The organism is Bradyrhizobium sp. C9 (assembly GCF_002532045.1).
Classification (GTDB): domain Bacteria; phylum Pseudomonadota; class Alphaproteobacteria; order Rhizobiales; family Xanthobacteraceae; genus Bradyrhizobium.
The window spans coordinates 1-23,139 of the sequence record NZ_NWTG01000032.1 but is presented as its reverse complement, the minus strand read 5'-3'; the positions used below and the strand labels follow the sequence as shown (position 1 = coordinate 23,139).

The following is a 23,139-nucleotide window of genomic DNA, read 5'->3' as shown; positions in this document are numbered from 1 at the left end:
CGTTCGAAGCGCTGATGTGCTCATAGTTCCGTCATCCTGAGGAACCGCGAAGCGGCGTCTCGAAGGATCGACGGCCATCTGGGCCGTGCATCCTTCGAGGCTCGCTCCGCTCGCACCTCAGGATGATGGGGAGGATGAGTGCCTAATCAGCTCGATCAGCCCTAATGCCCCGCCGCCTTGTTCGCGGCGGCGTTGTTCAGCACGATCAGGCCGTCGACGGCGACGCCGAGCTTGCTGTTGATCAGGAACGGATTGACGTCGATCGAAGCGATGCGGCCATTGGCGTCGGCCATCAGGTTGGAGAGCCCGACCAGCGCCTTCACTGCCGATGGCTCGTGCAGCGCGGGCTTGCCGCGATAGCCCTTCAGCTTGACGCCGGCCTTGGTCTTGGCGATCAGCTGTTTCGCTTCGGCGGCATCGAGCGGCGCGCCGGCAAGGGCGACGTCCTTCAGCAGCTCGATATCGACGCCGCCGGTGCCGAACAGCACCACGGGGCCCATCTCGGCATCGAGCGAGGCGCCGACCACGAGCTCGAGGTCGGCCTTGACCTGTTGCGCGATCAGGATGCCCTCGAGCTTCGGCTTGCCCTTTAGCTTCTTCACCCGCGCGGTGATGTCGTTGAACGCCTTCTTCACCTCGGCCGCATTGCCGAGGTTCAGCACCACGCCGCCGATGTCCGACTTGTGCAGGATGTCGGGGCTGACAACTTTCGCGACCACCGGAAAGCCGATTGCCTTGGCGATCTTTACGGCCTCGGCCGCGGTCTGCGCGACGTCTTCCTTGGAGATCGGGATGCCGTAGGCCTTGAGCAGCTGCTTCGAGGCAACCTCGTCGAGCGCGGCGGCGCCGTTGGCGGCCTTCAGCGTCTTCTCCAGCACCGCGCGCGCGGACGGCTTCGAACTCGACACGATGTCGGGCACTTCCTTGCGCAGACCGGCATATTCGATCAGCGACTTGATCGCGCCGACCGCGCGGTCGAGACCTTGCAAGACCGCGATATCGGGCAGCGACTTGCGCAGTCCCTTGGTGAACTCGGTGAAGCCGATCGACATTGCGCTGATATAGATCACCGGCTTGTTGGCCTGGCCCGCCATCTCGTTGACGATCTTTAGATTGCGCTCGCGCAGCTCGTGCGGCGCCTTCGGCAGCTCGGCATCGATGATGACGATGTCGGTGTCGGGATCGTCGATCATGATCTTGATCGACTTCATGTAGACGGAGGGATCGACCACCGCGGCGAAGCCGGCGTCGAGCGGGTTACCGACGATGCTGCCGGGCCCGAGCATCTTCGCCAATTGCTCGGACGCATTCGGGCTCAGCGGCGCGAAGTTCAGGCCGGCGGAATAGAACGCGTCGATCAGAAGGCCGCGCTTGCCGCCCGACAGCGACACCGCCGCGAGGCGGTTGCCCTTCGGTGGATCGGCATGGACGAAGCACTCGGTGGTTTCGATCAATTCATCCAGCCCGCGCACCCGGATCACGCCTTCGCGGGTCGAGATCGCATCGAATGTCTCGATCGAGCCGGCCAGCGCACCGGTATGCGCCATCGCGGCGGCGCGGCCGCCTTCGGAGGCGCCGAGCTTGAGCGCGATGACCGGCTTGCCCGCAGCGCGCGCAGCCTTGCAGGCTTCGCGGAACACTTTTGTGTTCCTGACGCCTTCGAGATAGACCACGATGACGCGGATGCTGGGATCGGCGGCGAAATAGCTCATCAAGTCGGGGGTCTCGAGGCCGGATTCATTGCCGGTCGTGACCATGTAGCCGACACCGACGCCGCGATCCTCCAGCGCCTGGCGGATCGCCATCACGATCGCGCCGGATTGGCCGGCGATCGCCACCGCGCCCGGCTCCATGGTGACGATGCGGTCGTCGATGTTGGTGAACAGGTTCTCGCCGGCGCTGAGATTGCCGAGGCAATTCGGACCGGTGACCGCCAGCCCGGTCTCCTTGATCGCCTGCTTCAGCTCGACCGCGAGCCGCTGGCTCTCTTCATCCTGCAACTCGCTGAAGCCCGACGTGACGATGGTCGCCGAGCGGGCGCCGGCAGCGGCCGCATCGCGGATCACCTGCACGGCAAAGCGGGCCGGCACCAGCACCAGCACATGGTCGGGCTTTTCGGGAAGGCTGGCGAAATCCTTGTAGCAGGTGACGCCCCAGATGGTTTCGCGTTTGGCGTTGATCGGAAACAGGCCGCCGGCATATTCGTATTTGACGAGATTGTTCCAGATCCGTTCGGCATAGTTGCCGGGCTTGTCGGTGGCGCCGACCAGCACGATATTGCGCGGGTGCAGCATCGCATGGATGCTCTTGACGATATCGCTGGCGTCAGCGGGCGGTGCCCATTTGCGGGACGAATGTGACGCGGTGCCTGCGAAAGCTTCCATGGAGCCTGCCCTTATCCTTGTTCTACTTGTTTCCTCTGGCCCACGGCGGATCACCGCAGAACGCGACTTTTCATTGTTTTTATGGCCGATGGAAGGGGGTAGCAACTCACGCTGACGCAAGTCAGGCCATCGCTTGCAATATCCCGGCAGGCGCAAAATCGATGCGTATCAGGAACCAGAGTCGGATGGGCTCGAATCCGTTTCGAGCTGGCTCGAATCCGATTGGACCATGGTCGCGTGCAGCACGTAACGCTCGGGGCCGGATGTCAGCGCGTCGAACGGCCAGCAGGTCGACAGCACCAGCTCATACCGGTTGGTGAGCGGATCGATGCCCGATTGATCGAAACGGACGACCGCGCTGCGATCGGCCCGGTAGCGAAAAATCTTGCCGTCGCTTCTCGTGACGTCGATCTCGTCACCGATTGTGACATCTTTCAGAAAGCGGAAATGGGTGTCGCGATGCGCGGAATAGACCGCAACGCCCGGCTCGCCGGCATCGACGGTCTCTTCGACGTGGCCGGGGCCGAACGCCAGCGCTTGGCCGCTGCTGCCGGCTAGCGCAATCGCGGACGCATGCAGGCGCTTCACCTCGATCCGGGCCACCGGCCAGGTATCTGCCCAGCGCCACGGTTTCACGGCATGTCCGGTCGCGATGCTCTGTGCGAAGGCGCGCTCCAGCAGCACCTGCGCAAGCAGCGCCTTGGCGTGGATATAGGCGCCCTGGCCGAACAGGATCAGGCCGATGAGGGCGAAGGCGAGCGGGAGAATGAAGCGGCGCATCTTGTTCTGCTCGGGTCGTTGCTTCGCTCGCAATGACGCCTGTTGAGAGAAATGGCGCGCGCGGCCCCCCGGGGGGACGGGTGAGAAGGCCGCGCGCGCTCTTGAAAGAGGAGGTCGGGGGCACCTCCTCCTTTCATCCGACGTCAGTGGGACGACGTCTGACGTCGGTTGAACACCAGAAGCAGAAGGCTGACCGTGAGCAGGATCACACCTGCGATCATCTTCAGCTCGGCATCGGTCGCGGTCTTCGGCAGCTGGATCGTGCCGGGACCTTGCGTGGCGACCGGTGACCGCTTCAGCGCGGCGAGCTGCACTTTGCCGTCTCCGGCATCGGCACGACGTTCGCCCGGTGCGGCCGGCAGGCGCGGACGCTCACCGAACACCTTTGCGAAATCCCAGCCAGCGGGCAGGTTGAGCGGAAGTTCACTCAACTTCAGCGGCTCGCCTTCGGGACGGCTCGGCGTCTTGTCGACCGCAACGAGGCTGGTCAGCCGCGTCACAAGCTGATGCTCCAGCGCCAGCGCAAGAATGGTCTTGTCGGCATCCTCCGGGCTCGCCTGCCGCGTGGTGCGCGCAACCTCGGCATCCGCGATCTTGCGGCGTGCCCACAGCTTGGAGAGGCCCTTGCCTTCGGCGGCATTCGCGAGCGGCAGCGTCACGCTCCACGGACGATCGCCGATCCGGCCCTTGATCTCGACCGAGCCGGTAAGCTTGTCGAGCTTCGCAGCCAGCACCAGCGGCTCGTCGCGGTAGACGTCGGGGAGCGCCGACGGCGTCAGGTCGGCCGTCGCCTCGGAAAATTTTGCGGCGAGGTTGGTCACCGCGGGATTCTCCAGCTTGGCGAACAGGTCGCGCACCCGCTCGTCGACCTGCTCGACCGAGCCGATATGGGTGAAGGTGCCGCGGCCGAGCTCGGCAGCGCGCGTCATCAGATAGGTGTTCGGCGCCGAGCCGATGCCGACCATGAAGATTCGTGAACGGCCGCGCAGCGCGCTGATGGTCTCGAACAATTGCTGCTCGTTGCCGATGGCGCCGTCGGTCAGGAACACCACCTGGCGGACATGGTCGGCGCCATCATGGTTGGTGTCGGACAGCGCCGCGCGCATCGCCGGCACCATCTCGGTGCCGCCGCGTGCCTGTATCGCGCTGACGAACGAGGTCGCGTTGCCGATATTGGCGCTGTTGGCAGCGACCGGCGACGGGAACAGGGTGTCCATGGTGTCGTCGAAGCGGATCACGTTGAAGCGATCGGTCGGCTGCAGGCGGCCGAGGGCATAGATGAGGCTCGCCTTGGCCTGGATGATCGAGGTGCCGCCCATCGAGCCCGAATTGTCGATCACGAAGATCACTTCGCGTCGGAGCTGCTTCTGTTGCGCCTGCTCGACCGATGGCGGGGTGACGAAGGCCAGCAAATAGTCGGAATTACCGACATGCTCGCGGAACAGCCCGACCGACGGCGCCTTTTCGGTGGCCGGCTTCCAGGTCAGCTCGAAATCGCGATCGGCCGGTACCGGGCCTTCGGCGAGCTTGACGATGCGCGTGGTGCTGTCGAGGCTCTCGACCCTGACCTGGTGGAAATGACTTTTCACGTCGCCGAGCGGGAAGCCGGCGTTGAGGTGCACCGTGATGTTGGTCGGATTGACCGGCGCATTTGTCGCGGGATCGAGCACTTCGGAGGCGATACGATCGCGGTCCGGCACCGGATCGGTCGCGGTGACGCCCCAGCCGCCGCCGTCGGCGCGAAGGTCGACGCTCTGCACCACCGGGCGCGGATTGTAGCGCGGGCCGACCACCATCGGCACCCGCAGCGAGAATTCGTTGCCGCTCTGCTGCACCGGCTCCTGATATTCGATCTGCACCAGCACGGTTTCGCCGGGACCGATATTGGCAACCGAGTTGGTGAAGATGTTCGGCCGCTCCTGCTCGGTTAGCGCGGCCTTCTGGCCATTCTGCTTGGCCTGCTCGTAGATCGCGCGGGCCTGCTGCCGCTCCTTGATGTCGCCGACCACGATGCGGTCACCGACCACCATCTTCAGCGTGTCGACCGCGCCGCCGGCCGGTAGTGGATAGACATAGGTCGCTTCCACCCAGTCCTTGGTCGGGTTGCGGAAGATCTGCGTCACGCGGGCCCGCACCGTCGGGCCCGACACGGTGAGGTCGACATCGATGCCGAGCCTGGTTGCGTCGGCATAGCCGTCGTCGGTCTTGAACAGCAGCGAGCCGGAGCGCGCATCGCTCGGCCGCAGCACCGCCTGCTGCGGCAGCTCGGCCGACCAGACCGGATCAAAACTCACGAACAGCACCGCGAAGCCGATCGCCAGCGCGGCCACACCTTCCACCAGGAAGAACAGCACAATGCGCATCCGGCGCGACAGGCGGATCTGCGGGCTGCTCTCACATGCATCGTAAATCGTCATTTTCGTCACTCCCGAGCGAGGCTTTCGCTGCTTCGCAATCATGGAGAGCGGCGGTTTTGGCGCGAGCAGAATGATCGGCAATGATTGGCCGCCGTCCGGCGCGGTCCGCCGTCGGTCGAGGCGGGTTTGTGCGGTTTTGTGATGGATTGTCCGGTCTGCTAGACTGCGCGGAATCAAGGGGAACCGGGCAGGAATCAGGATGCCGACGCCGGACAAGCAGCTTTCAACCGAGCAGAGCCAGCAGGTCGCGGAGACCATCCGCGAGGAAATTGCGCGCCGCCGCATCTCGCGGCAGACGCTGGCCGAGCAGGCCAAGCTCAGCCTGTCGACGCTGGAGAAGGTGCTCGGCGGCCGCCGTCCGTTCACGTTGGCGACCACCGTGCGGCTCGAGCAGGCGCTCGGCGTGTCCCTGCGCAAGCTGCCGGAGGCGATCGCGGTGGCCGTGCCTGCCAATGGCGGGATCGCGCCCGACAGCCTCGGATCGTATTCGCGCCGCTCGGTGGCGCGGATCGAAGGCACTTACATCACGGTGCGCCCGTCGTTCGGCGAGCAGGGCGCGGTCTACGCCTATCGGACGGAGATCGCCTGGGACGATGCGGCGTCAGCGCTCGGCTTCCGCGAAGGCGAGCGGCAGGATGCCGACTACACCCAGTATGGCGAGGTGGCGGTGCCCAACGAATCGGGCTTCGTCTATCTGGTAACCAACCGCCATGGCCAACATCGCGTGATCACGGTCTCGCGCCCGCGCAACACCGGTGAGATGTACGGCATCATCACGACGCTGCTTGCCGGCCGCGGCTCGCTGCTGACGCCGGTCGCCGCGCCGATCGCGTTCCTGCCGGTGAAGAATGTGCCGAAGCCGAGCCTTGGCCGGGTGTCGGCTGACGATGGCAACTACGCCCTCTATCGCGAGCATCTGCGCCGCACGATCGACGAGCCGTTTGCGATCTTTTTGCCGGGCTGACGTCGACAGAATTAGCCCCGTCATCCTGAGGAGCCGCGAAGCGGCTCTCGAAGGATGCACGGCCACCAGCGGGGGCGTCGACCCTTCGAGACGCCGCTTCGCGGCTCCTCAGGGTGACGGTGAGACAGGGGTGCCTCCCGGCGCCGGCTCTACTTTAAACTCGGTTTGATCGGCGAAGTGCTCGCCGAAACAACGAAGCCGCCCGGATGGGCGGCTTCGCGATGGCTGATGTTTGGACGCGGTGCGCGCAGCGCTAGCCGCCGGTCTCGGCGCTGATGATGTCGCCGAACAGCTCCCACTGCCCGTTCTTGAACTGCATCATCTTGAGCTGCTCGACCGGAGCGAAGTCGGTCGCGCTGGTGTTGATCCGGATGCCGGGGATCAGCGTGTCGGGCGTGAAGTCCTTCAGGCTGGCAGCCTGCTTCATCACGTTCTCACGCGTCAGGTTGTCTCCGGCCTGCTTCAGCACCTGCACCATGGTCTGCGCCGCGGCGTAGCCATAGACCAGATTGGCGTCGGAGAGATTCGCGCCCGGCATGTACTTCTCGGCGAAGGCCATGAACTTCTTCATGCCCTCGTCATTCTTCCACTGCGGATCGGACGCGTCCTTGAGATAGCCGGCCGACAGCACGCCTTCGGATGCTTCGAGGCCGGCGGGCTTCATGACCGCGCCGATCGAGATCGAGACGTCGGTCATCACCTGCATCGGCTTCCAGCCGAGCTCGGCGATCTTCTTGATCGCCTGCGCCGCGAATTTCGGCGTCGAGATGTTGACGAACACGTCGGCGCCGGTGTCCTTCAGCTTGACGATGTGGGAATCGATCGACGGCTCGGTCGTCTCGTAGCTTTCCTCGGCGACGATCTTGACGCTCGACTTGTCGAGCACCTCCTTGAGGCCGACCAGGTAGTCCTTGCCGAAATCGTCATTGGCATAGAAGATCGCGACCTTGGCATCCGGCTTGGCCTTGAGGATGTACTTGCCGAAAATCCGCGCCTCGACGCGATAGCTCGGCTGGAAGCCCATGGTCCACGGAAAATCTTTCGGGTCGTTCCACTTGCTGGCGCCGGTGGCGAGGAACAGCTGCGGCACCTTCTTGGCGTTGTGATACTTTTGTACCGCGGTCTGGGTCGGCGTGCCCAGCGCGTTGAACACCAGGAACACCTCGTCGCTCTCGATCAGCTTGCGGATCTGCTCCACGGTCTTCGGCGGCGAGTAGCCGTCGTCGTAGGAGATCCAGTTGATCTTGCGGCCGTTGATGCCGCCCTGATCGTTGATCATCTTGAAATAGGCTTCTTCGGTCTTGCCGATGACGCCGTAGGCGGACGCGGGACCGCTATAGGCCTCGACATTGCCGATCTTGATCTCGGTGTCGGAGGCGCCGGTGTCATACTTCTTTTGTGCAAAGGCGGCCTGGCTGGAGAGCAGGCAAAGCGCCGCGGCGGCGGCCAGCAGCGACAATTTTGTGGTTTTCATAAAGGCAATTTCCTCGATTGATTCTGGTTGGGGACTTACGCAACGAACCCGCAGCCGGTCCCGGCAGACGGTTGCGGGGCAGTTCTTGTCACTGCGAAATTCGAAACGCGCGAGGCGCGTTTTCGGATCACGCCGCGGTATCGGTCGGCTTCGGCTGGCTGAATTGCTGCCGCAGCGTCGGCTTATGAATTTTGCCTGTCGCGTTTCGCGGCAGGGCATCGATGAATTCGATCAGGCGCGGGCACTTGAACCGCGCCAGATTGGCCTGGCAATGCGCGTGGATCTCGGCCGGCGTCAGAGTATGGCCGGGCTTCACGGCGATGATCGCCATTCCGACTTCGCCCCATTGCTGGTCGGGAATGCCGATCACAGCGGCCTCGGCCACGGCTGCCAGTTGATGCAGCACGCTCTCGACCTCGGCCGGATAGACGTTCTCGCCGCCGGAGATGTACATGTCCTTCCAGCGGTCGACGATGTAGTAGAAGCCTTCCTCGTCGATCCGGGTGGCGTCGCCGGTGTGCAGCCAACCGTCGGTGAAGGACGCGGCGTTGGCGTCCGGCCGGTTCCAGTAACCCGGCGTGATGTTCGGGCCCTTGACCCAGAGTTCGCCGAGCTCGCCGACCGCGGCATCGCTGCCGTCAGGCCGCACGATTCTCACTTCCGTGTGCAGCACCGGCTTGCCGGACGAGCCGGCCTTGCGCGCGGCATCCTCGCGGTCGAGCACCATCACCGCGGGCGAGGTCTCGGTCATGCCGTAACCCTGTTGCAGCGCCACGCCGCGAGCCTCCCAGGTCTTGAGCAACGGCACCGGCATCGGCGCGCCGCCGACGCCGCCGATCATCAGGCGGCTGAAATCCACCGACGCGAAAGCTGGATGCTGCGCCATGAACTGGTAGATCGCGGGCACGCCGAAGAACACGTTGATGCCTTGCGCCGGATCGCCGATCAGCCTCAAGGCCTCGCCGGGATCGAACGCGCGCATGATCAGCACGGTGCCGCCGGCATGCAGCACCGGGTTGGTGTAGCAATTCAGTCCGCCGGTATGAAACAACGGCAGCACCGTCAGCAGCACGGAGGCCGGCGAGATGTAGGCGGGGCCGCCGAGATTGACGCAATTCCAGAACGTCATCCCATGGGTGATGATCGCGCCCTTGGGCTGGCCCGTGGTGCCCGAAGTGTACATGATGGTCGAGATGTCATCGAGCGTGACCTCCTCGAACCGTTCGAGCGGTTTGGCCGCCGCGATGCCGGCTTCATAGGCGCCGCCGGGGCCGAGCCGCACGGTCGACGCGACGTCGCAGAGCTTGGCGACCGCAAGCGCGGTCTCGGCGAGATCATCGTCATGGATCATCACCTTGGGTGAGGCATCGCCGGTGATGTAGCGCAGCTCGGGAACGGTGAGGCGGGTGTTGAGCGGCAGGAAGACCGCCCCGATCCGGAAGCAGGCGAACTGCACCTCCAGCGTATCCGTGGTGTTCAGCGCCAGCACCGCGACCCGGTCGCCGCAGGCGACCTTCAGCTCGTCGCGCAGATAGCCGGCGAGCCGGGACACGCGCGCGTCGAGGCCCGCATAGCTGAAACGGCGACCGCTTGCGAGATCGACAAGCGCCATCTTGTCCGGCGTGCGCCGGCGATGATGCGTGATCCAGTCGTAATAACGAACCGGCAAATGTCCCTCCTCTGGAACGGCAGTCTTGCGCCGCCTGTCCCTGGCTCGATTGATGCCATGAATTGGCAGTGGAGGGGGCGTATTAGGATACTGTCTTGCGTTTAGTGGCTGGCGGGAGGCCGGATGGAAACCCGATCCGGCCGACAGCTACTCGACGCAAGTGGCCTGAGAAAAATCCGGACATCGTCCGATCCGGGAATCAACGGAGCACGCGGATGGCAAACCCGTTCTACACCGGCGAGCATGAGGCCTTTCGCGAGGTGATGCGGCGCTTTGTGGCCAGGGAAATCGAGCCTTATGCCCATCAATGGGACGAGGAGGGCGAGTTTCCGCGCGAGCTCTATGCCAAGGCGTCCGAAATCGGGCTGCTCGGCCTCGGCTTCCCGGAAGAGTATGGCGGGGTCGCCGCCGACCAGTTCATGAAGATCGTGGCCTCGCAGGAGCTGGCGCGCGCCGGCGCCGGCGGCGTCTCCGCGAGCCTGATGAGCCACACCATCGGCTCGCCGCCGATCGCCCGCGCCGCGCGCCCCGAGGTCAAGGCACGGGTGCTGCCGGAGGTGCTCGCGGGCAAGAAGATCTCCGCGCTCGCGATCACCGAGCCGAGCGGCGGCTCCGATGTCGCGAATTTGCGCACCAAGGCGCGGCGTGACGGCAACCATTACGTCGTCTCCGGCGAGAAGACCTTCATCACTTCAGGCATGCGCGCCGACTATCTGACGGTTGCGGTGCGCACCGGCGGCGAGGGGCCGGGCGGCGTCAGCCTGCTCTTGATCGAGGGCAATACGCCGGGCCTATCCCGCACCAAGCTGAAGAAGATGGGCTGGTGGGCGTCGGACACCGCGACGCTTCATTTCGACGAATGCCGCGTGCCGGTCGAGAACCTGATCGGCGAGGAAGGCCAGGGCTTCAAGCAGATCATGTACAACTTCAACAGCGAGCGCATGGGCATGGCGGCAAGCTGCACGGCCTATGCGCGGGTCTGCCTCGATGAAGCGATCGCCTATGCCAAGGAGCGCAAGACGTTCGGCAAGCCGATCGCCCAGCACCAGGTCATCCGGCACAAGATCGTCGACATGGCGCAGAAGGTTGCGGTCTCGCAGGCGATGCTGGAGATGCTGGCGTGGCGGCTCGGCCAGGGCGAGAGCCCGGTCGCCGAGATCTGCATGATGAAGAATCAGGCCACCCAAACCATGGCGCATTGCGCCTCCGAGGCAGTGCAGATCTTCGGTGGTGCCGGCTTCATGCGCGGCATCAAGGTCGAGCGCATCTACCGCGAGGTCAAGGTCAACGCCATCGGCGGCGGCACCGAGGAGATCATGAAGGATCTCGCGTCAAGGCAGATGGGATTGTGATGAATTTGCTCCGTCATTCCCCGGTGCGCAATCGCGCACCTGAGGGCGCGCGCAGCGCGAGCCCGGGCCCGTCGAGCGGCAAATTTGATGTGAAATGGATTCCGGGCCCGATGCTGCGCATTGCTCCGGAATGACGAGGACTAGGCAACATGCTCTTTACCGCCGACCACGACGAACCGCGCCGCGCTCTACAAAAGTTCATCGCGGCCGAGATCAATCCCCATGTCGACGAATGGGAGAAGGCCGATATCTTCCCGGCGCATGAGCTGTTCAAGAAGCTCGGCAATCTCGGCTTCCTCGGCCTCAACAAGCCGGTCGAATTCGGCGGCCAGGGGCTGGATTATTCCTATGCGCTGATGATGGCCGAGGAGCTAGGGGCCATCACCTGCGGCGGCGTGCCGATGGCAATCGGGGTGCAGACCGACATGGCGACGCCGGCGCTGGCGCGGTTCGGTTCCGACGAGGTGCGGCGCGAATTCCTGGTGCCGGCGATCGCCGGCGATCAGGTCGCTTGCATCGGCGTCTCCGAGCCCGGCGCCGGCTCCGACGTTGCCTCGATCAAGACCAATGCGCGCTCCGACGGCGACGACTACGTCATCAATGGTGGCAAGATGTGGATCACCAACGGCACCCAGGCCGACTGGATCTGCCTGCTTGCCAACACTAGCGACGGCCAGGTCCATCGCAACAAGTCGCTGATCTGCGTGCCCATGAAGACCAAGGGCGTGCAGGTCGCGCGCAAGCTCGACAAGCTCGGCATGCGCTCCTCCGACACCGCGCAGATCTTCTTCGACAATGTCCGGGTGCCGAAGCGCAACCGGATCGGCGAGGAAGGGCAGGGCTTCACCTACCAGATGATCCAGTTCCAGGAAGAGCGGTTGTGGGGTGCGGCCGCCTGCCTGAAGGCGCATGAATTCATCATCAACGAGACCATCGACTACACCCGCAATCGCAAGGCGTTCGGCGGCTCGATCCTCGACAACCAGGTGGTGCACTTCAAGCTTGCGGAGATGCAGACCGAGGTCGAGCTGCTGCGGTCGCTGATCTATCGCGCCGGTGAAGCGCTGGTGGCGGGCGAGGACGTGACGCGGCTGGCGACCATGGCGAAATTGAAGGCCGGCCGGCTCGGCCGCGAGCTCACCGATGCCTGCCTGCAATATTGGGGCGGCATGGGTTTCACCAACGAGACGCCGGTCAGCCGCGCCTATCGCGACAGCCGCCTGACCTCGATCGGCGGCGGCGCCGACGAGGTGATGCTGATGGTCTTGTGCAAGATGATGGGCACGCTGCCCGGAATGAAGAAATAGTGCGAGGCCGTCCCGGCGGATTGCATGCGCCGCCGGTACGAGCGCAGAGATGGAGGTCGATATGCTCTTTCAGGAGACCCCGAGAGTCGCCGAGCTGAAGCATCGGCTTCAGTCATTCATGGATCGCCACGTCTATCCGAACGAGGCGCGGTTCTATCGCGAGGCGGAAGAGCTCGGGCCGTGGAAAATCTATCCGGTCGTTGAGGAGCTGAAGCCCATCGCAAGGGACGAGGGGCTGTGGAATCTGTTCCTGCCCGAGAGCGAGCATGGCGCTGGCCTATCCAATCTCGAATACGCGCCGCTGTGCGAGATCATGGGCCGGTCGCATCTTGCACCCGAGCTGTTCAATTGCTCGGCGCCCGACACCGGCAACATGGAGGTGCTGGCGCGCTACGGCACAAGGGAGCATCAGGAGCGGTGGCTGAAGCCGCTGCTCGCGGGCGAGATCCGGTCCTGCTTCGCGATGACCGAGCCGGCCGTCGCCTCCAGCGATGCCACCAATATCGAGAGCTCGATCGTGCGCGACGGCGATGACTACGTCATCAACGGCCGCAAATGGTACACCACCAACGCCACCGACCCGCGCTGCAAGATCTGCATCTTCATGGGCAAGACCGATCCCGATAATCCGGACCGGCACCGCCAGCAGTCAATGATCCTGGTGCCGATGGATGCGCCGGGGATCGAGGTGCTGCGGCCGCTGCCGGTGTTCGGCTTCTACGGCGTGCCAGATCGCGCCTCGGAGGTCGTGTTCAGCAATGTGCGGGTGCCTGCGAGCAACATGCTGCTCGGCGAGGGCCGCGGCTTCGAGATCGCGCAGGGCCGGCTCGGCCCGGGCCGCATCCATCACTGCATGCGGCTGATCGGGCTCGCCGAACGCACGCTGGAGAAGATGTGCGTCAGGACCAGGAGCCGGGTTGCGTTCGGCAAGCCGGTTGCGGAGCAGACGGTTACGCAAGAGCGGATCGCGGAATCGCGCATTATGATCGAGCAGGCGCGCCTCCTGACGCTCAACGCGGCCTACATGATGGACACCGTGGGCAACAGGGTCGCCAAGGCCGAGATCGCCATGATCAAGGTCGCGGTCCCCAACATGGCCTGCCAGGTCATCGACTGGGCGATCCAGGCCCATGGCGGCGGCGGCACCAGCAATGATTTCGGGCTCGCGGCGGCCTATGCGACGGCCCGGCTGCTGCGTCTCGCTGACGGTCCGGATGAGGTCCATCGCAACCAGATCGCGCGGCTCGAGCTGCGCAAATACGGCAATGCCTAACCGGAAACCTGCGCGATGAATGCACCGCGTACGACATTGTTGCAGTCACCGCGCCGGCGCTCCATGGTGGCGGCGATCAAGAACATGGGAAACGCCTGATGATCACGCTCTATCACTGCGATGCCGCGCGCTCGTTCCGTCCGTTGTGGATGCTGGAGGAGCTCGGGCTGCCCTATGAGCTAAAGATGCTGCCGTTCCCGCCGCGCGTGTTCGCCAAGGAATATCTCGGCATCAATCCGCTCGGCACCATCCCGTTCATGGTCGACGGCGAGACCAAGATGACGGAATCCTCCGGTATCTGCCATTACCTCGGCACCAAGTACGGCCCGACGCCGCTGATCGTCGGTGTCGACGAGCCGGCCTATGGCGCGTTCCTGAATTGGATGTATTTCTCCGACGCGACGCTGACCTTTCCGCAGACGCTGGTGCTTCGCTACAGCCAGCTGGAGCCGGAGGAGCGACGCAACCCGCAGGTCTCGGGCGATTATGCAAAATGGTTCCTGGGCCGTCTGCGTGCGGTGGAAGCCGCCGCCGCCAAGTCGGAATTCCTCTGCGCGGAACGCTTCACGGCCGCCGACATCACCAACGGCTATGCCCTCCGCCTCGCCGGCAATATCGGCCTCGCCAAGGATTTCGGGCCGAATGTCGCGGCCTATTGGGCGCGGTTGCAGCAGCGCGAGGGCTATAAGCGCGCGGTGGCAGCAGAGCAAAAAGCCGGGCTGGAACAGAACGTTGCGCCGCGAGCGCGGCCTTGATCTTGGCAACGTCGATGTGTCCTCGAATTGATCTAGCGCGTCGGTGACAGGCCTCGAATTTGCGCTATGGTAGCTCCGCCGCAGCGGCCCAAAGAGCCGCGCGAGGAGGAACCGCCATGGACGCGATCGTGGACGCGAAGTGCCAGAACTCAGGCCAGCCGTCCGGCCACCGGATGCTGATCACGCCGGAACGGGTGTTCTACGCCGGGCTGCTCGGTCGCCCGCGCGAGCGCTGTCCCGGCGCATTTCATGTCTATGTTGCGATCCGCGACGGCTTGCATCTGTCGACCAGCGAGGGCCGCGAATCTCATGGCGAGCTCGCCGTGACGATGCCGAACCTGCGCCACACCATCACCAGCGAATACCGATCCGCGATCTGCGTTGCGATCGAGCCGGAGAGCGTGCCTGACGGCACGCTGGAGGCAGTCGCGCGCCGCCTGCAAGGGCCCGACTCTCATTTATTCGCGAACCGGATTCGCAATGCCTACGCGACGCTTGCCGAGATGCAGCATCGCGACGCGATCGCCAATGCCGAGTTCGATGCTATGTGCTTCGGCGACGCGCTGCCGCAGCGCGTGCTCGATCCGCGCGTGGTGCGCGCGATCGGCCGCATCGGACAGTTCTCCGGCGAGCCGGTGACCGCGGCGGGCTGCGCCGCCGAGGCCGGTCTGTCGCCGTCGCGTTTCCTGCACCTGTTCAAGGAGGAGACCGGGATCTCGTTCCGTTCCTTCCGCGCCTGGAAGCGCGCGCGGCACCTGCTGCACTTCGCCAACCAGGACATCAATCTCGCGCATCTCGCGCAGGATATCGGCTATCCCGACTCGACCCATTTCAGCCACTCGATCCGCCGCTTCTACGGCCTGAAGCCGCGCGCGATCTTCTCCGGCTCGCGTGATCTTGCGATCTACCGGACCGGGCAATCGGCGAGCGAGCGCGCGGTGACCTAGACTGTCGTCCCGGCGAAGGCCGGGACCCATACCGCGTGATCTATCCGTGATGCGAGATGGCAGACGCCTTCCAAAATAATGAGCAGATGTGGTTATGGGTCCCGGCCTTTGCCGGGACGACGCTTGGGATTCCCCTCCGCTACAAATTCGCGCCCTGGATCACCTCGCCGAACCGCAGCCAGCCAGGCCCTTCGATCCGCTGCAACTGCAGCTGTTGCAGCGGGTGATGATTGGTCGGGCTGGTGTTGACCTTGATGCCGGGCAACAGTGTCGGGACCTCGACATCTTTCAAACTGTTCGCCTGCGCCATGATGTTGTCGCGGGTGAAATTGCCCCTGCACTGCTCGAGCACGATTCTGAGCACCTGCGCCACCGTGTAGGCATAGAGGCTGTAACCCTCCTTCGGATTGCCGTCGGGAAAGTACTTCGCCATGAAGGCAAGGAAATCCTTCACGCCGGGGTCGTTGGCCCAAGCCGGATCTGCGACGTCCTTCACATAGGCCGACGAGATCGTGCCCTGCGACTTGTCGAGGCCGACCGGCGCAATGGTCGAGGAGATCGAGGCCGCGCCGCTCGCGATGAAATGCATCGGCTTCCAGCCGAGTTCGAAGATCTTGCGGATCGACTGCGCGCAGAATTTTGCCGTCGTGCCCGAGATCAGCACGTCGGGATTGGCGCCGCGCAAAGCGACGATTTGGGAATCGATCGTGGGATCGGTGACCTCGTGTGAGGCCACCACGGCCGAGGTCGCGAACCGCTCGCCGAGCACATCCTTGGTGCCGGCGACGAAGTCTTTGCCGAGATCGTCGTTCTGGTAGAGCACCGCGAACTTCGCGTTCTTGTTCTGGCTCAGCGCATATTTGACGAACACCTGCGCCTCGGTCCGCGCGCTCGGCGCGAAGCCCATGGTCCAGGGATAGGTTTTGTAGTCGCCCCATTTGTCGCCGTTCACCGACAAGAACAGATGCGGCACCTTGGCGGCGTTGATGTATTTGACGACCGACGAGTTCGGCGCGGTGCCGAGCATGTTGAACAGGAAGGCGACGTTGTCGCTCTCGATCAAGCGGCGCACCTGCTCGACCGTCTTCGCCGGATTGAACGCGTCGTCGTAATAGATGTACTTGATCTGCCGGCCGGCGATGCCACCCTGCTCGTTGAGCATCTTGAAATAGGCTTCCTGGCAGCGCGCCTGCACGCCGAGCGCCGACACCGGGCCGCTCAGCGAGGTGGTGCTGCCGATCCTGATCTCGGTCGCGGTGACGCCGGGCGTGTCTTCGGCGAATGAAGGGCGGATACCCGCGGCTGCGGCCAGCCCAGCGCCTGCCGCGCCGGTGAGCCATGTGCGCCGGTTGATCGAGACCATGACGTTCTCCCCGTGATGCCGGCTTGTTGTGCCGCTTCTGCTTGACGCAGAGCCTATGTGCATGTGGGCTTCTCGTCTTGTGTTAACCGGCTGGCGGCGAATTGCGGCGCGGGAGCATTGACTTAGCCAGTCAACGCAAGATGGCGCGAAGGCAAATTTCCCATCATGGGAAAATCAGCAGTGCAGGTGCACTGCAAAGCGGACAAGAGACCATGAGCGACAAGGCCGTCATCACCTGCGCGCTGAACGGCGTGCTTACCGACCCGAAGCAGCACAATGTTCCGGTGACCCCGGAAGAGATGGCGCGCGAGGCCAAGGCTGCATTCAACGCCGGCGCCAGCATCATGCACATCCATCTGCGTCAGCAGGCGCCGAACAAGGGCCATCTGCCGTCGTGGGAGGTCGGCGTCAGCAAGGAGATCCAGCAGGCGATTCGTGAGGCCTGCCCCGGCGTGATCATCAACCACACCACCGGCACCTCGGGCCCGAACTACCAGGGCGCGCTCGACTGCGTACGCGAGACCAGGCCCGAGATCGCCGCCTGCAACGCCGGCTCGCTGAACTATCTGAAGGTCAAGGCCGACAACACCTGGGCCTGGCCGCCGATGATGTTCGATAACGCGGTCGAGAAGGTGCAGGACTATCTCGACGTGATGAAGGCCGCCGGCACCATTCCCGAATTCGAGTGCTTCGACGTCGGCATCGTGCGCTGCGTCGGCATGTATCGGCAGACCGGCATGTATTCCGGCCCGCTCGAATACAATTTCGTCATGGGCGTTGCCTCGGGCATGCCGGCCGATCCGGAGTTGTTGCCGATCCTCCTGAAGCTGAAGGCGCCGGACGCGCATTGGCAGGTCACCGCGATCGGCCGCGCCGAGATCTGGCCGCTGCACCAGCGCGCCGCCGATCTCGGCGGTCATCTCCGCAGCGGGCTGGAGGATACGTTCTATCTCAGCGACGGCACCAAGGTGACGTCGAACGGGCAGCTGGTCGAAGGGCTCGCCGCCTGTGCGCGGCGCGCTGGCCGCGACATCGCGAGTCCTGCGGAAGCACGGCAGATCTTTGGGGTCAGGCACTAGGCTGCACCAGCCGTCATCGCGAGCGAAGCAATCCATCTTACCACTCGAAGAGAGAGTGGATTGCTTCGTCGCTTCGCTCCTCGCAATGACGAGGCAGGAGGAAGTACATGGACAGTCTCGCAGCAACTGGCGGCGTCGCCGGGCCGGGCCGCATCGGACGGGTCGCGATCGGCGATCTCCTGAAGCGCGCCGCGCGGCGGTTTCCGGATCGCGTCGCGCTGACCGATGGCGGCAGGCAAGTCACCTTCACCGAGCTCGAGCGTGACGCCAATCGCTTCGCCAATCATCTGGTGCAGCGCGGGCTGAAGCCGGGTGAGAAGATCTCGACCATTTGCAACAACTCCGTCGAGTTCGTCAAAGCGCTGTTCGGCATCCACCGCGCCGGCCTCGTCTGGGTGCCGATCAACACCATGCTCGGGCCGTCGGACATGGACTACATCCTCGGCCATGCCGAAGTGCGCTTCGCCATCATCGACGACAATCTTCATGCCCAGGCCGACCGGCGCGCCGCGTTCGAAGCCCGCGGCATGGAGATGATCGCGATCGATCTGACCGGCAATGCCGGCAAGACCGGATTGCAGGAGTTCAACCGCCTGCTGGAGGGGCAATCCGACATCGAGCCTGACATCGAGATCAACGACCGCGATCTCGCGATGATCATCTATACGTCGGGCACCACGTCGCGGCCGAAGGGGGCGATGCATTGCCACCTTGCCGTGGTCATGGCTGTTATGAGCAACTGCATCGAGATGCAGCTCTCGCGCGACGACGGCATCACCGGGCAATTTCCGCTGTTTCACTGTGCCGGCCACGTGCTGCTGCTCAGCTATCTCTCGGTCGGCGGCCGCATGGCGCTGATGCGCGGCTTCGATCCGGTGGTCTGCATGGAGGCGATCGTCCGCGACAAGCTCACCGTGTTCGTCGGCCTGTCGCTGATGTACCAGGCGATCCTCGACCATCCGCGCCGCCGCGAATATGACCTCACGGGCCTGCGCTGCTGCATCTACACCATGGCGCCGATGGGCAAGCCGCTGCTCGAACGCGCGATGGCGGACATGTGTCCGAACTTCGTGCTGACCAGCGGTCAGACCGAAATGTACCCGGCGACGACGATGTCTCGGCCGGAGGTGCAGCTCGAGCGCTTCGGCAACTATTGGGGCGAGTCGCTGATCGTCAACGAGACTGCGATCATGGACGACAACGGCAATCTGCTGCCGCGCGGCGAGATCGGTGAGCTGGTGCATCGCGGACCCAATGTGATGATGGGCTACTACAAGGACCCCAAGTCGACCGAGGAGGCGCGCAAGTTCGGCTGGCACCATACCGGCGATCTGGCCTTGATCGACGCCAACGGCGAGGTGCTGTTCCTCGATCGCAAGAAGGACATGATCAAGTCGGGCGGCGAGAATGTTGCTTCCGTCAAGATCGAGGAGACGCTGCTGGCGCACCCCGCGGTGCAGAATGCCGCCGTGGTCGGCCTGCCGCACCCGCAATGGGGCGAGGCGGTTTCCGCCTTCGTCAAGCTGAAGCCCGGTGTGGTGGCTGACGAGGCCGGCATCGAGGCGCATTGCCGAAAACATCTCGGCGGCTTTCAGGTGCCGAAATTGGTGCGTATCCTCGAGGAGATGCCGATGACCGCGACCGGCAAGCTGCGCAAGGTCGAGCTGCGGCAGCAATACAGTGAGCATTTTGTGGAGCGCGCCTAGTGGCCATCATCGAGAACACGATTTCCACCGGCAGCGCAGCGTTCCAGGGCAATCGTGACGGCATGCTGGCGCTGATCGCCCGGATGCGGGGACTGGAGGAGCGGACGCGCGCGGCATCCGCCGCGGCAAAGGACCGCTTCCACAAGCGCGGCCAACTGCTGCCGCGCGAGCGCGTGGCGCTGGTGCTGGATCCCGGCTCGCCGTTCCTCGAACTCTCGACCCTCGCCGGCTACATGTTCGATGTGCCTGACGCTGACAAGAGCGTGCCCGGCGGCGGCCTGGTCGCCGGCATCGGCTTCGTTTCCGGCATCCGCTGCATGGTCAGCGCCAATGATGCCGGCATCGACGCCGGCGCGCTGCAGCCTTACGGCCTCGACAAGACGCTGCGGGTGCAGGAGCTCGCGCTGGAGAACAAGCTGCCCTATGTGCAGCTGGTCGAAAGCGCCGGCGCCAATCTGCTGCGCTACCGGGTCGAGGATTTCGTCCGCGGCGGCAACATCTTCCGCAATCTGGCGCGGCTGTCGGCGGCCGGGCTGCCGGTCGTCACCGTCACCCACGGCTCCTCGACCGCGGGCGGTGCCTACCAGACCGGCCTTTCCGACTACATCGTGATGGTGCGCGGCCGGACCCGCGCGTTCCTCGCCGGGCCGCCTCTGCTCAAGGCTGCCACCGGCGAGATCGCGACCGAGGAAGAGCTCGGCGGCGCCGAGATGCACACGCAGATCTCCGGGCTCGGCGATTATCTCGCCGAAGATGACCGCGACGCGCTACGCATTGCGCGCGAGATCATGGGCAAGTTGCCGTGGGATCGGCCGGCATCCGAAGCTGCCTCATTCAAGCCGCCGCGTTATGACGCGGAGGAGCTGCTCGGCATCATGCCGATGGACCACAAGCGGCCCGTCGACATGCGCCAGGCGATCGCGCGCTTCATCGACGATTCCGACTTCACCGAGTTCGGCGCCAATTACGGTCCGGCGACGGTCTGCGGCCACGCACGTATCGAAGGGCAGGCGATCGGCATCATCACCAACAACGGGCCGCTCGATGTGCCCGGCGCCAACAAGGCGACGCACTTCATCCAGGCCTGCTGCCAGTCGCGGACGCCGATCCTCTACATGAACAACACCACCGGCTATATGGTGGGCCGGGCCTATGAAGAGGCCGGCATGATCAAGCATGGCTCCAAGATGATCCAGGCGGTGACCTCGGCGACAGTGCCGCAGATCACGCTGTATTGCGGAGCCTCGTTCGGTGCCGGCAATTACGGCATGTGCGGCCGGGGCTTCCATCCGCGGTTCTGCTTCTCATGGCCCAATGCCAAGACCGCGGTGATGGGCGGCGAGCAGGCCGCCGAGACCATGGCGATCGTCACCGAAGCTGCCGCCGCGCGGCGCGGCAAGCCGATCGAGAAGGAGAAGCTGGACGCGATGAAGGCGCAGATCACCGGTGTGTTCGATGGCCAGATGGACGTGTTCTCGACCAGCGCCCGGGTGCTCGACGACGGCGTGATCGATCCGCGCGATACCCGGACGGTGCTGTCAGAGGTGCTGGCGATCTGCCGCGAGGCCGAGGCGCGCAGCCCGCAGCGCATGCAGTTCTCGGTGGCGCGGCCATGAGCGGTAGCATCGTGAAGCGGACACCGTTCTTCAAGATCCTGATCGCCAACCGCGGCGAGATCGCGCTACGCATCATGCATACGGCGCGGCGGCTCGGCTATGGTGTCGTCGCGGTCTATTCGGATGCCGACCGCGACGCGCTGCATGTGCGCGAGGCCGACCAGGCGGTGCGGATCGGCGAGGCGTTGCCGGCGCAATCCTATCTGAGGATCGACGCGATTATTGCAGCCGCCAAGGTGAGCGGCGCCGGCGCCGTGCATCCGGGCTACGGCTTCCTCGCGGAGAACGAGGACTTTGCGAAGGCGTGCCGCGACGCCGGGCTCGTGTTCATCGGCCCGTCGCCGGAGGCAATCCTTGCGATGGGTAATAAGGCCGGCGCCAAGGAGATCATGCAGAAGGCCGGCGTGCCCTGTGTGCCCGGCTATCAAGGCGCCGACCAGAGCGACACCGTCATGCTGGCCGAAGCGAAGAAGATCGGTTTTCCGGTCATGATCAAGGCCGTCGCCGGTGGCGGCGGCCGCGGCATGCGGCTGGTGGCGGATGCTACCGCATTTCCGGATGCGCTGCGCAGCGCACGGTCGGAGGCGCAGGGTGCGTTCGGCGATCCTACCGTCATCCTCGAGCGCGCCATCGTCGATCCCCGCCACATCGAGATCCAGGTGTTCGGCGACCGCTATGGCAACGCCGTCCATCTCGGCGAGCGCGATTGCTCGGTGCAGCGGCGGCACCAGAAGCTGATCGAGGAGGCGCCGTCGCCGGCGGTGACGCCGGAGCTGCGCGCGCGGATGGGCGCGGTTGCAGTCCAGGCGGTCAAGGCGATCGGCTATGAAGGCGCCGGCACGCTGGAATTCCTGCTCGATCGCGCCGGCAATTTCTACTTCATGGAGATGAACACACGGCTGCAGGTCGAGCATCCCGTCACCGAGGCGATCACCGGGCTCGATCTGGTCGAGCTGCAGCTTCGCGTCGCCCGGGGTGAACCGCTCGGCTTGAGGCAGGAGGATATCACCTTCTCCGGTCATGCCATCGAGGTGCGGCTCTGCTCGGAGGATGCCGGGCATGACTTCATGCCGCAATCCGGCACGATGGCACGGTGGCAGATGCCTGATGGTATCCGTGTCGAGCACGCATTGCAGTCCGGCTCGGAGATTCCGCCGTTCTATGATTCGATGATCGCCAAGGTCATCAGCCATGGCGCGACCCGCGACGAGGCGCGCGGCAGACTGATTTGCGCGCTCGAGCAGGTCACCGCCTTCGGCGTGACCACCAATCAGGGCTTCCTGATCGACTGCCTGCGTCATCCGGTCTTCGCCAAGGGCGAGGCGACCACAGCCTTCATCGGCAACAACCGCGATGTGCTGCTTGCGCCGCGGCCGGATCGTAGCAGCGACCTCGCGCTGGCGGCGTTGCTGCTCTACGTCACCAATCCGCACGCGCCGCCTTGGCAGCGTGGCCGGTCGCTATCGGCAACATTCCCGCTCGGCTTGCGGATCGATCTCGGCCACGGCGTGCAGGAGATCGAAATTGTCCGCGAGCGCGACGGCAGCTATCTCGCGACCCGGAACGGCGATCGCTTCAGCTTCGCGATCGATGAGCTCGGTCAGGACAGCATCCGCTTCCATCATGACGGCCTGATGGAGCAGGCAAAGTTCCTGCGCGATGGCGATCGGCTTTACATCCTGCATCGCGGCGTCTCGCTGGCGGCGCGCGACCTCACGCTCGCGCCGCCGGAGAGTGCTACGGCCGCCGGCGGTGACGGCAAGGTTCGTGCCGCCATGAACGGCCGGGTCGTCGCGGTGCTGGTGAAGGCCGGCGACAAGGTCGCGGCGGGCCAGCCGGTGATGACGCTGGAGGCGATGAAGATGGAGCACGTGCATACGGCGGGTGTCGCGGGCACGGTGTCGTCGATCGACGTCGCCGAGGGCGAGCAGGTGACCACGGGGAAGATCGTGGTGGAGATCGAGGGCGCGGCTTGAAGGAAGGTACCGGCGGCATACTCCACTGTCGTCCCGGCGAAGGCCGGGACCCATATGTGGACGGCCCCCGTGGCACA

16 protein-coding genes are annotated in these 23,139 nt (G+C 64.6%); 10 read left to right on the top strand and 6 right to left on the bottom strand.

Features of this window, described 5'->3' with window-relative positions:
• Positions 1-161 precede the first annotated feature (161 nt).
• The 3 genes from CO675_RS35485 to CO675_RS35475 form a co-directional block, all read right to left on the bottom strand.
• Positions 162-2,384, bottom strand: a complete 2,223-nt coding sequence (locus CO675_RS35485) for an acetate--CoA ligase family protein (protein ID WP_097676533.1) — start codon at positions 2,382-2,384, stop codon at positions 162-164.
• 168 nt (positions 2,385-2,552) lie between these two features.
• Complete coding sequence (locus CO675_RS35480) at positions 2,553-3,164, bottom strand: class GN sortase (RefSeq protein WP_097676532.1); 612 nt, start codon at positions 3,162-3,164, stop codon at positions 2,553-2,555.
• Between the two features lie 143 nt (positions 3,165-3,307).
• A complete protein-coding gene (locus tag CO675_RS35475; protein WP_502693437.1) occupies positions 3,308-5,527 on the bottom strand; it encodes a marine proteobacterial sortase target protein in 2,220 nt (739 codons plus the stop codon).
• Positions 5,528-5,780: 253 nt separating this feature from the next.
• Between CO675_RS35475 and CO675_RS35470 the strand changes: the two genes are divergently transcribed.
• Complete coding sequence (locus tag CO675_RS35470; RefSeq protein WP_097676530.1) at positions 5,781-6,545, top strand: helix-turn-helix domain-containing protein; 765 nt, start codon at positions 5,781-5,783, stop codon at positions 6,543-6,545.
• A gap of 253 nt (positions 6,546-6,798) precedes the next feature.
• On the opposite strand, the gene CO675_RS35465 is transcribed toward CO675_RS35470, so the two are convergent.
• Both CO675_RS35465 and CO675_RS35460 read right to left on the bottom strand, forming a co-directional pair.
• Positions 6,799-8,019 (bottom strand): ABC transporter substrate-binding protein, encoded by a 1,221-nt coding sequence (locus tag CO675_RS35465; RefSeq protein ID WP_198964861.1) that lies wholly within the window; start codon positions 8,017-8,019, stop codon positions 6,799-6,801.
• A gap of 127 nt (positions 8,020-8,146) precedes the next feature.
• Entirely contained in the window at positions 8,147-9,688 is a 1,542-nt protein-coding gene (locus CO675_RS35460) for an acyl-CoA synthetase (RefSeq protein WP_097676529.1), read from the bottom strand.
• A gap of 215 nt (positions 9,689-9,903) precedes the next feature.
• On the opposite strand from CO675_RS35460, the gene CO675_RS35455 reads away from it, so the two are divergent.
• From CO675_RS35455 to CO675_RS35435, 5 genes are all read left to right on the top strand, one after another.
• Positions 9,904-11,040 carry an acyl-CoA dehydrogenase family protein gene (locus tag CO675_RS35455; protein ID WP_097676528.1) on the top strand — a complete coding sequence of 379 codons (1,137 nt, stop codon included), beginning with the start codon at positions 9,904-9,906 and terminating at the stop codon, positions 11,038-11,040.
• A 149-nt stretch (positions 11,041-11,189) separates the two neighbouring features.
• On the top strand, positions 11,190-12,347 hold the full coding sequence (locus CO675_RS35450) for an acyl-CoA dehydrogenase family protein (protein WP_097676527.1): 1,158 nt from the start codon (positions 11,190-11,192) through the stop codon (positions 12,345-12,347).
• A gap of 61 nt (positions 12,348-12,408) precedes the next feature.
• Complete coding sequence (locus CO675_RS35445) at positions 12,409-13,620, top strand: acyl-CoA dehydrogenase family protein (RefSeq protein WP_097676577.1); 1,212 nt, start codon at positions 12,409-12,411, stop codon at positions 13,618-13,620.
• Between the two features lie 98 nt (positions 13,621-13,718).
• Positions 13,719-14,375, top strand: a complete 657-nt coding sequence (locus CO675_RS35440) for a glutathione S-transferase family protein (RefSeq protein WP_097676526.1) — start codon at positions 13,719-13,721, stop codon at positions 14,373-14,375.
• Between the two features lie 116 nt (positions 14,376-14,491).
• On the top strand, positions 14,492-15,322 hold the full coding sequence (locus CO675_RS35435; RefSeq protein WP_097676525.1) for a helix-turn-helix domain-containing protein: 831 nt from the start codon (positions 14,492-14,494) through the stop codon (positions 15,320-15,322).
• 139 nt (positions 15,323-15,461) lie between these two features.
• Here the strand turns inward: CO675_RS35435 and CO675_RS35430 are convergent, their stop codons facing one another.
• Positions 15,462-16,685, bottom strand: a complete 1,224-nt coding sequence (locus tag CO675_RS35430) for an ABC transporter substrate-binding protein (RefSeq protein ID WP_097676524.1) — start codon at positions 16,683-16,685, stop codon at positions 15,462-15,464.
• A 212-nt stretch (positions 16,686-16,897) separates the two neighbouring features.
• On the opposite strand from CO675_RS35430, the gene CO675_RS35425 reads away from it, so the two are divergent.
• From CO675_RS35425 to CO675_RS35410, 4 genes are all read left to right on the top strand, one after another.
• The gene (locus CO675_RS35425; RefSeq protein ID WP_097676523.1) at positions 16,898-17,764 is read left to right on the top strand and encodes a beta-keto acid cleavage family enzyme; all 867 of its coding nucleotides are present in this window, start codon (positions 16,898-16,900) and stop codon (positions 17,762-17,764) included.
• Between the two features lie 107 nt (positions 17,765-17,871).
• Positions 17,872-19,470: an AMP-binding protein gene (locus tag CO675_RS35420; RefSeq protein ID WP_097676522.1), complete on the top strand. Its 1,599-nt coding sequence runs from the start codon at positions 17,872-17,874 to the stop codon at positions 19,468-19,470.
• Positions 19,470-21,086, top strand: a complete 1,617-nt coding sequence (locus CO675_RS35415; protein WP_097676521.1) for an acyl-CoA carboxylase subunit beta — start codon at positions 19,470-19,472, stop codon at positions 21,084-21,086. Before CO675_RS35420 ends, CO675_RS35415 begins: the two co-directional genes overlap by 1 nt.
• Complete coding sequence (locus tag CO675_RS35410) at positions 21,083-23,062, top strand: acetyl/propionyl/methylcrotonyl-CoA carboxylase subunit alpha (protein WP_097676520.1); 1,980 nt, start codon at positions 21,083-21,085, stop codon at positions 23,060-23,062. Before CO675_RS35415 ends, CO675_RS35410 begins: the two co-directional genes overlap by 4 nt.
• Positions 23,063-23,139 lie beyond the last annotated feature (77 nt).

What these genes read in the sequence shown, in the direction of transcription:
- CO675_RS35455 (WP_097676528.1), top strand. Translation starts at nt 9,904, where the DNA reads ATGGCAAACCCGTTCTACACCGGCGAGCATGAGGCCTTTCGCGAGGTG.
- CO675_RS35480 (WP_097676532.1), bottom strand. Translation starts at nt 3,164, where the DNA reads ATGCGCCGCTTCATTCTCCCGCTCGCCTTCGCCCTCATCGGCCTGATC.
- CO675_RS35475 (WP_502693437.1), bottom strand. Translation starts at nt 5,527, where the DNA reads ATGCGCATTGTGCTGTTCTTCCTGGTGGAAGGTGTGGCCGCGCTGGCG.
- CO675_RS35445 (WP_097676577.1), top strand. Translation starts at nt 12,409, where the DNA reads ATGCTCTTTCAGGAGACCCCGAGAGTCGCCGAGCTGAAGCATCGGCTT.
- CO675_RS35420 (WP_097676522.1), top strand. Translation starts at nt 17,872, where the DNA reads ATGGACAGTCTCGCAGCAACTGGCGGCGTCGCCGGGCCGGGCCGCATC.
- CO675_RS35425 (WP_097676523.1), top strand. Translation starts at nt 16,898, where the DNA reads ATGAGCGACAAGGCCGTCATCACCTGCGCGCTGAACGGCGTGCTTACC.
- CO675_RS35450 (WP_097676527.1), top strand. Translation starts at nt 11,190, where the DNA reads ATGCTCTTTACCGCCGACCACGACGAACCGCGCCGCGCTCTACAAAAG.
- CO675_RS35470 (WP_097676530.1), top strand. Translation starts at nt 5,781, where the DNA reads ATGCCGACGCCGGACAAGCAGCTTTCAACCGAGCAGAGCCAGCAGGTC.
- CO675_RS35410 (WP_097676520.1), top strand. Translation starts at nt 21,083, where the DNA reads ATGAGCGGTAGCATCGTGAAGCGGACACCGTTCTTCAAGATCCTGATC.
- CO675_RS35440 (WP_097676526.1), top strand. Translation starts at nt 13,719, where the DNA reads ATGATCACGCTCTATCACTGCGATGCCGCGCGCTCGTTCCGTCCGTTG.
- CO675_RS35465 (WP_198964861.1), bottom strand. Translation starts at nt 8,019, where the DNA reads ATGAAAACCACAAAATTGTCGCTGCTGGCCGCCGCCGCGGCGCTTTGC.
- CO675_RS35485 (WP_097676533.1), bottom strand. Translation starts at nt 2,384, where the DNA reads ATGGAAGCTTTCGCAGGCACCGCGTCACATTCGTCCCGCAAATGGGCA.
- CO675_RS35430 (WP_097676524.1), bottom strand. Translation starts at nt 16,685, where the DNA reads ATGGTCTCGATCAACCGGCGCACATGGCTCACCGGCGCGGCAGGCGCT.
- CO675_RS35435 (WP_097676525.1), top strand. Translation starts at nt 14,492, where the DNA reads ATGGACGCGATCGTGGACGCGAAGTGCCAGAACTCAGGCCAGCCGTCC.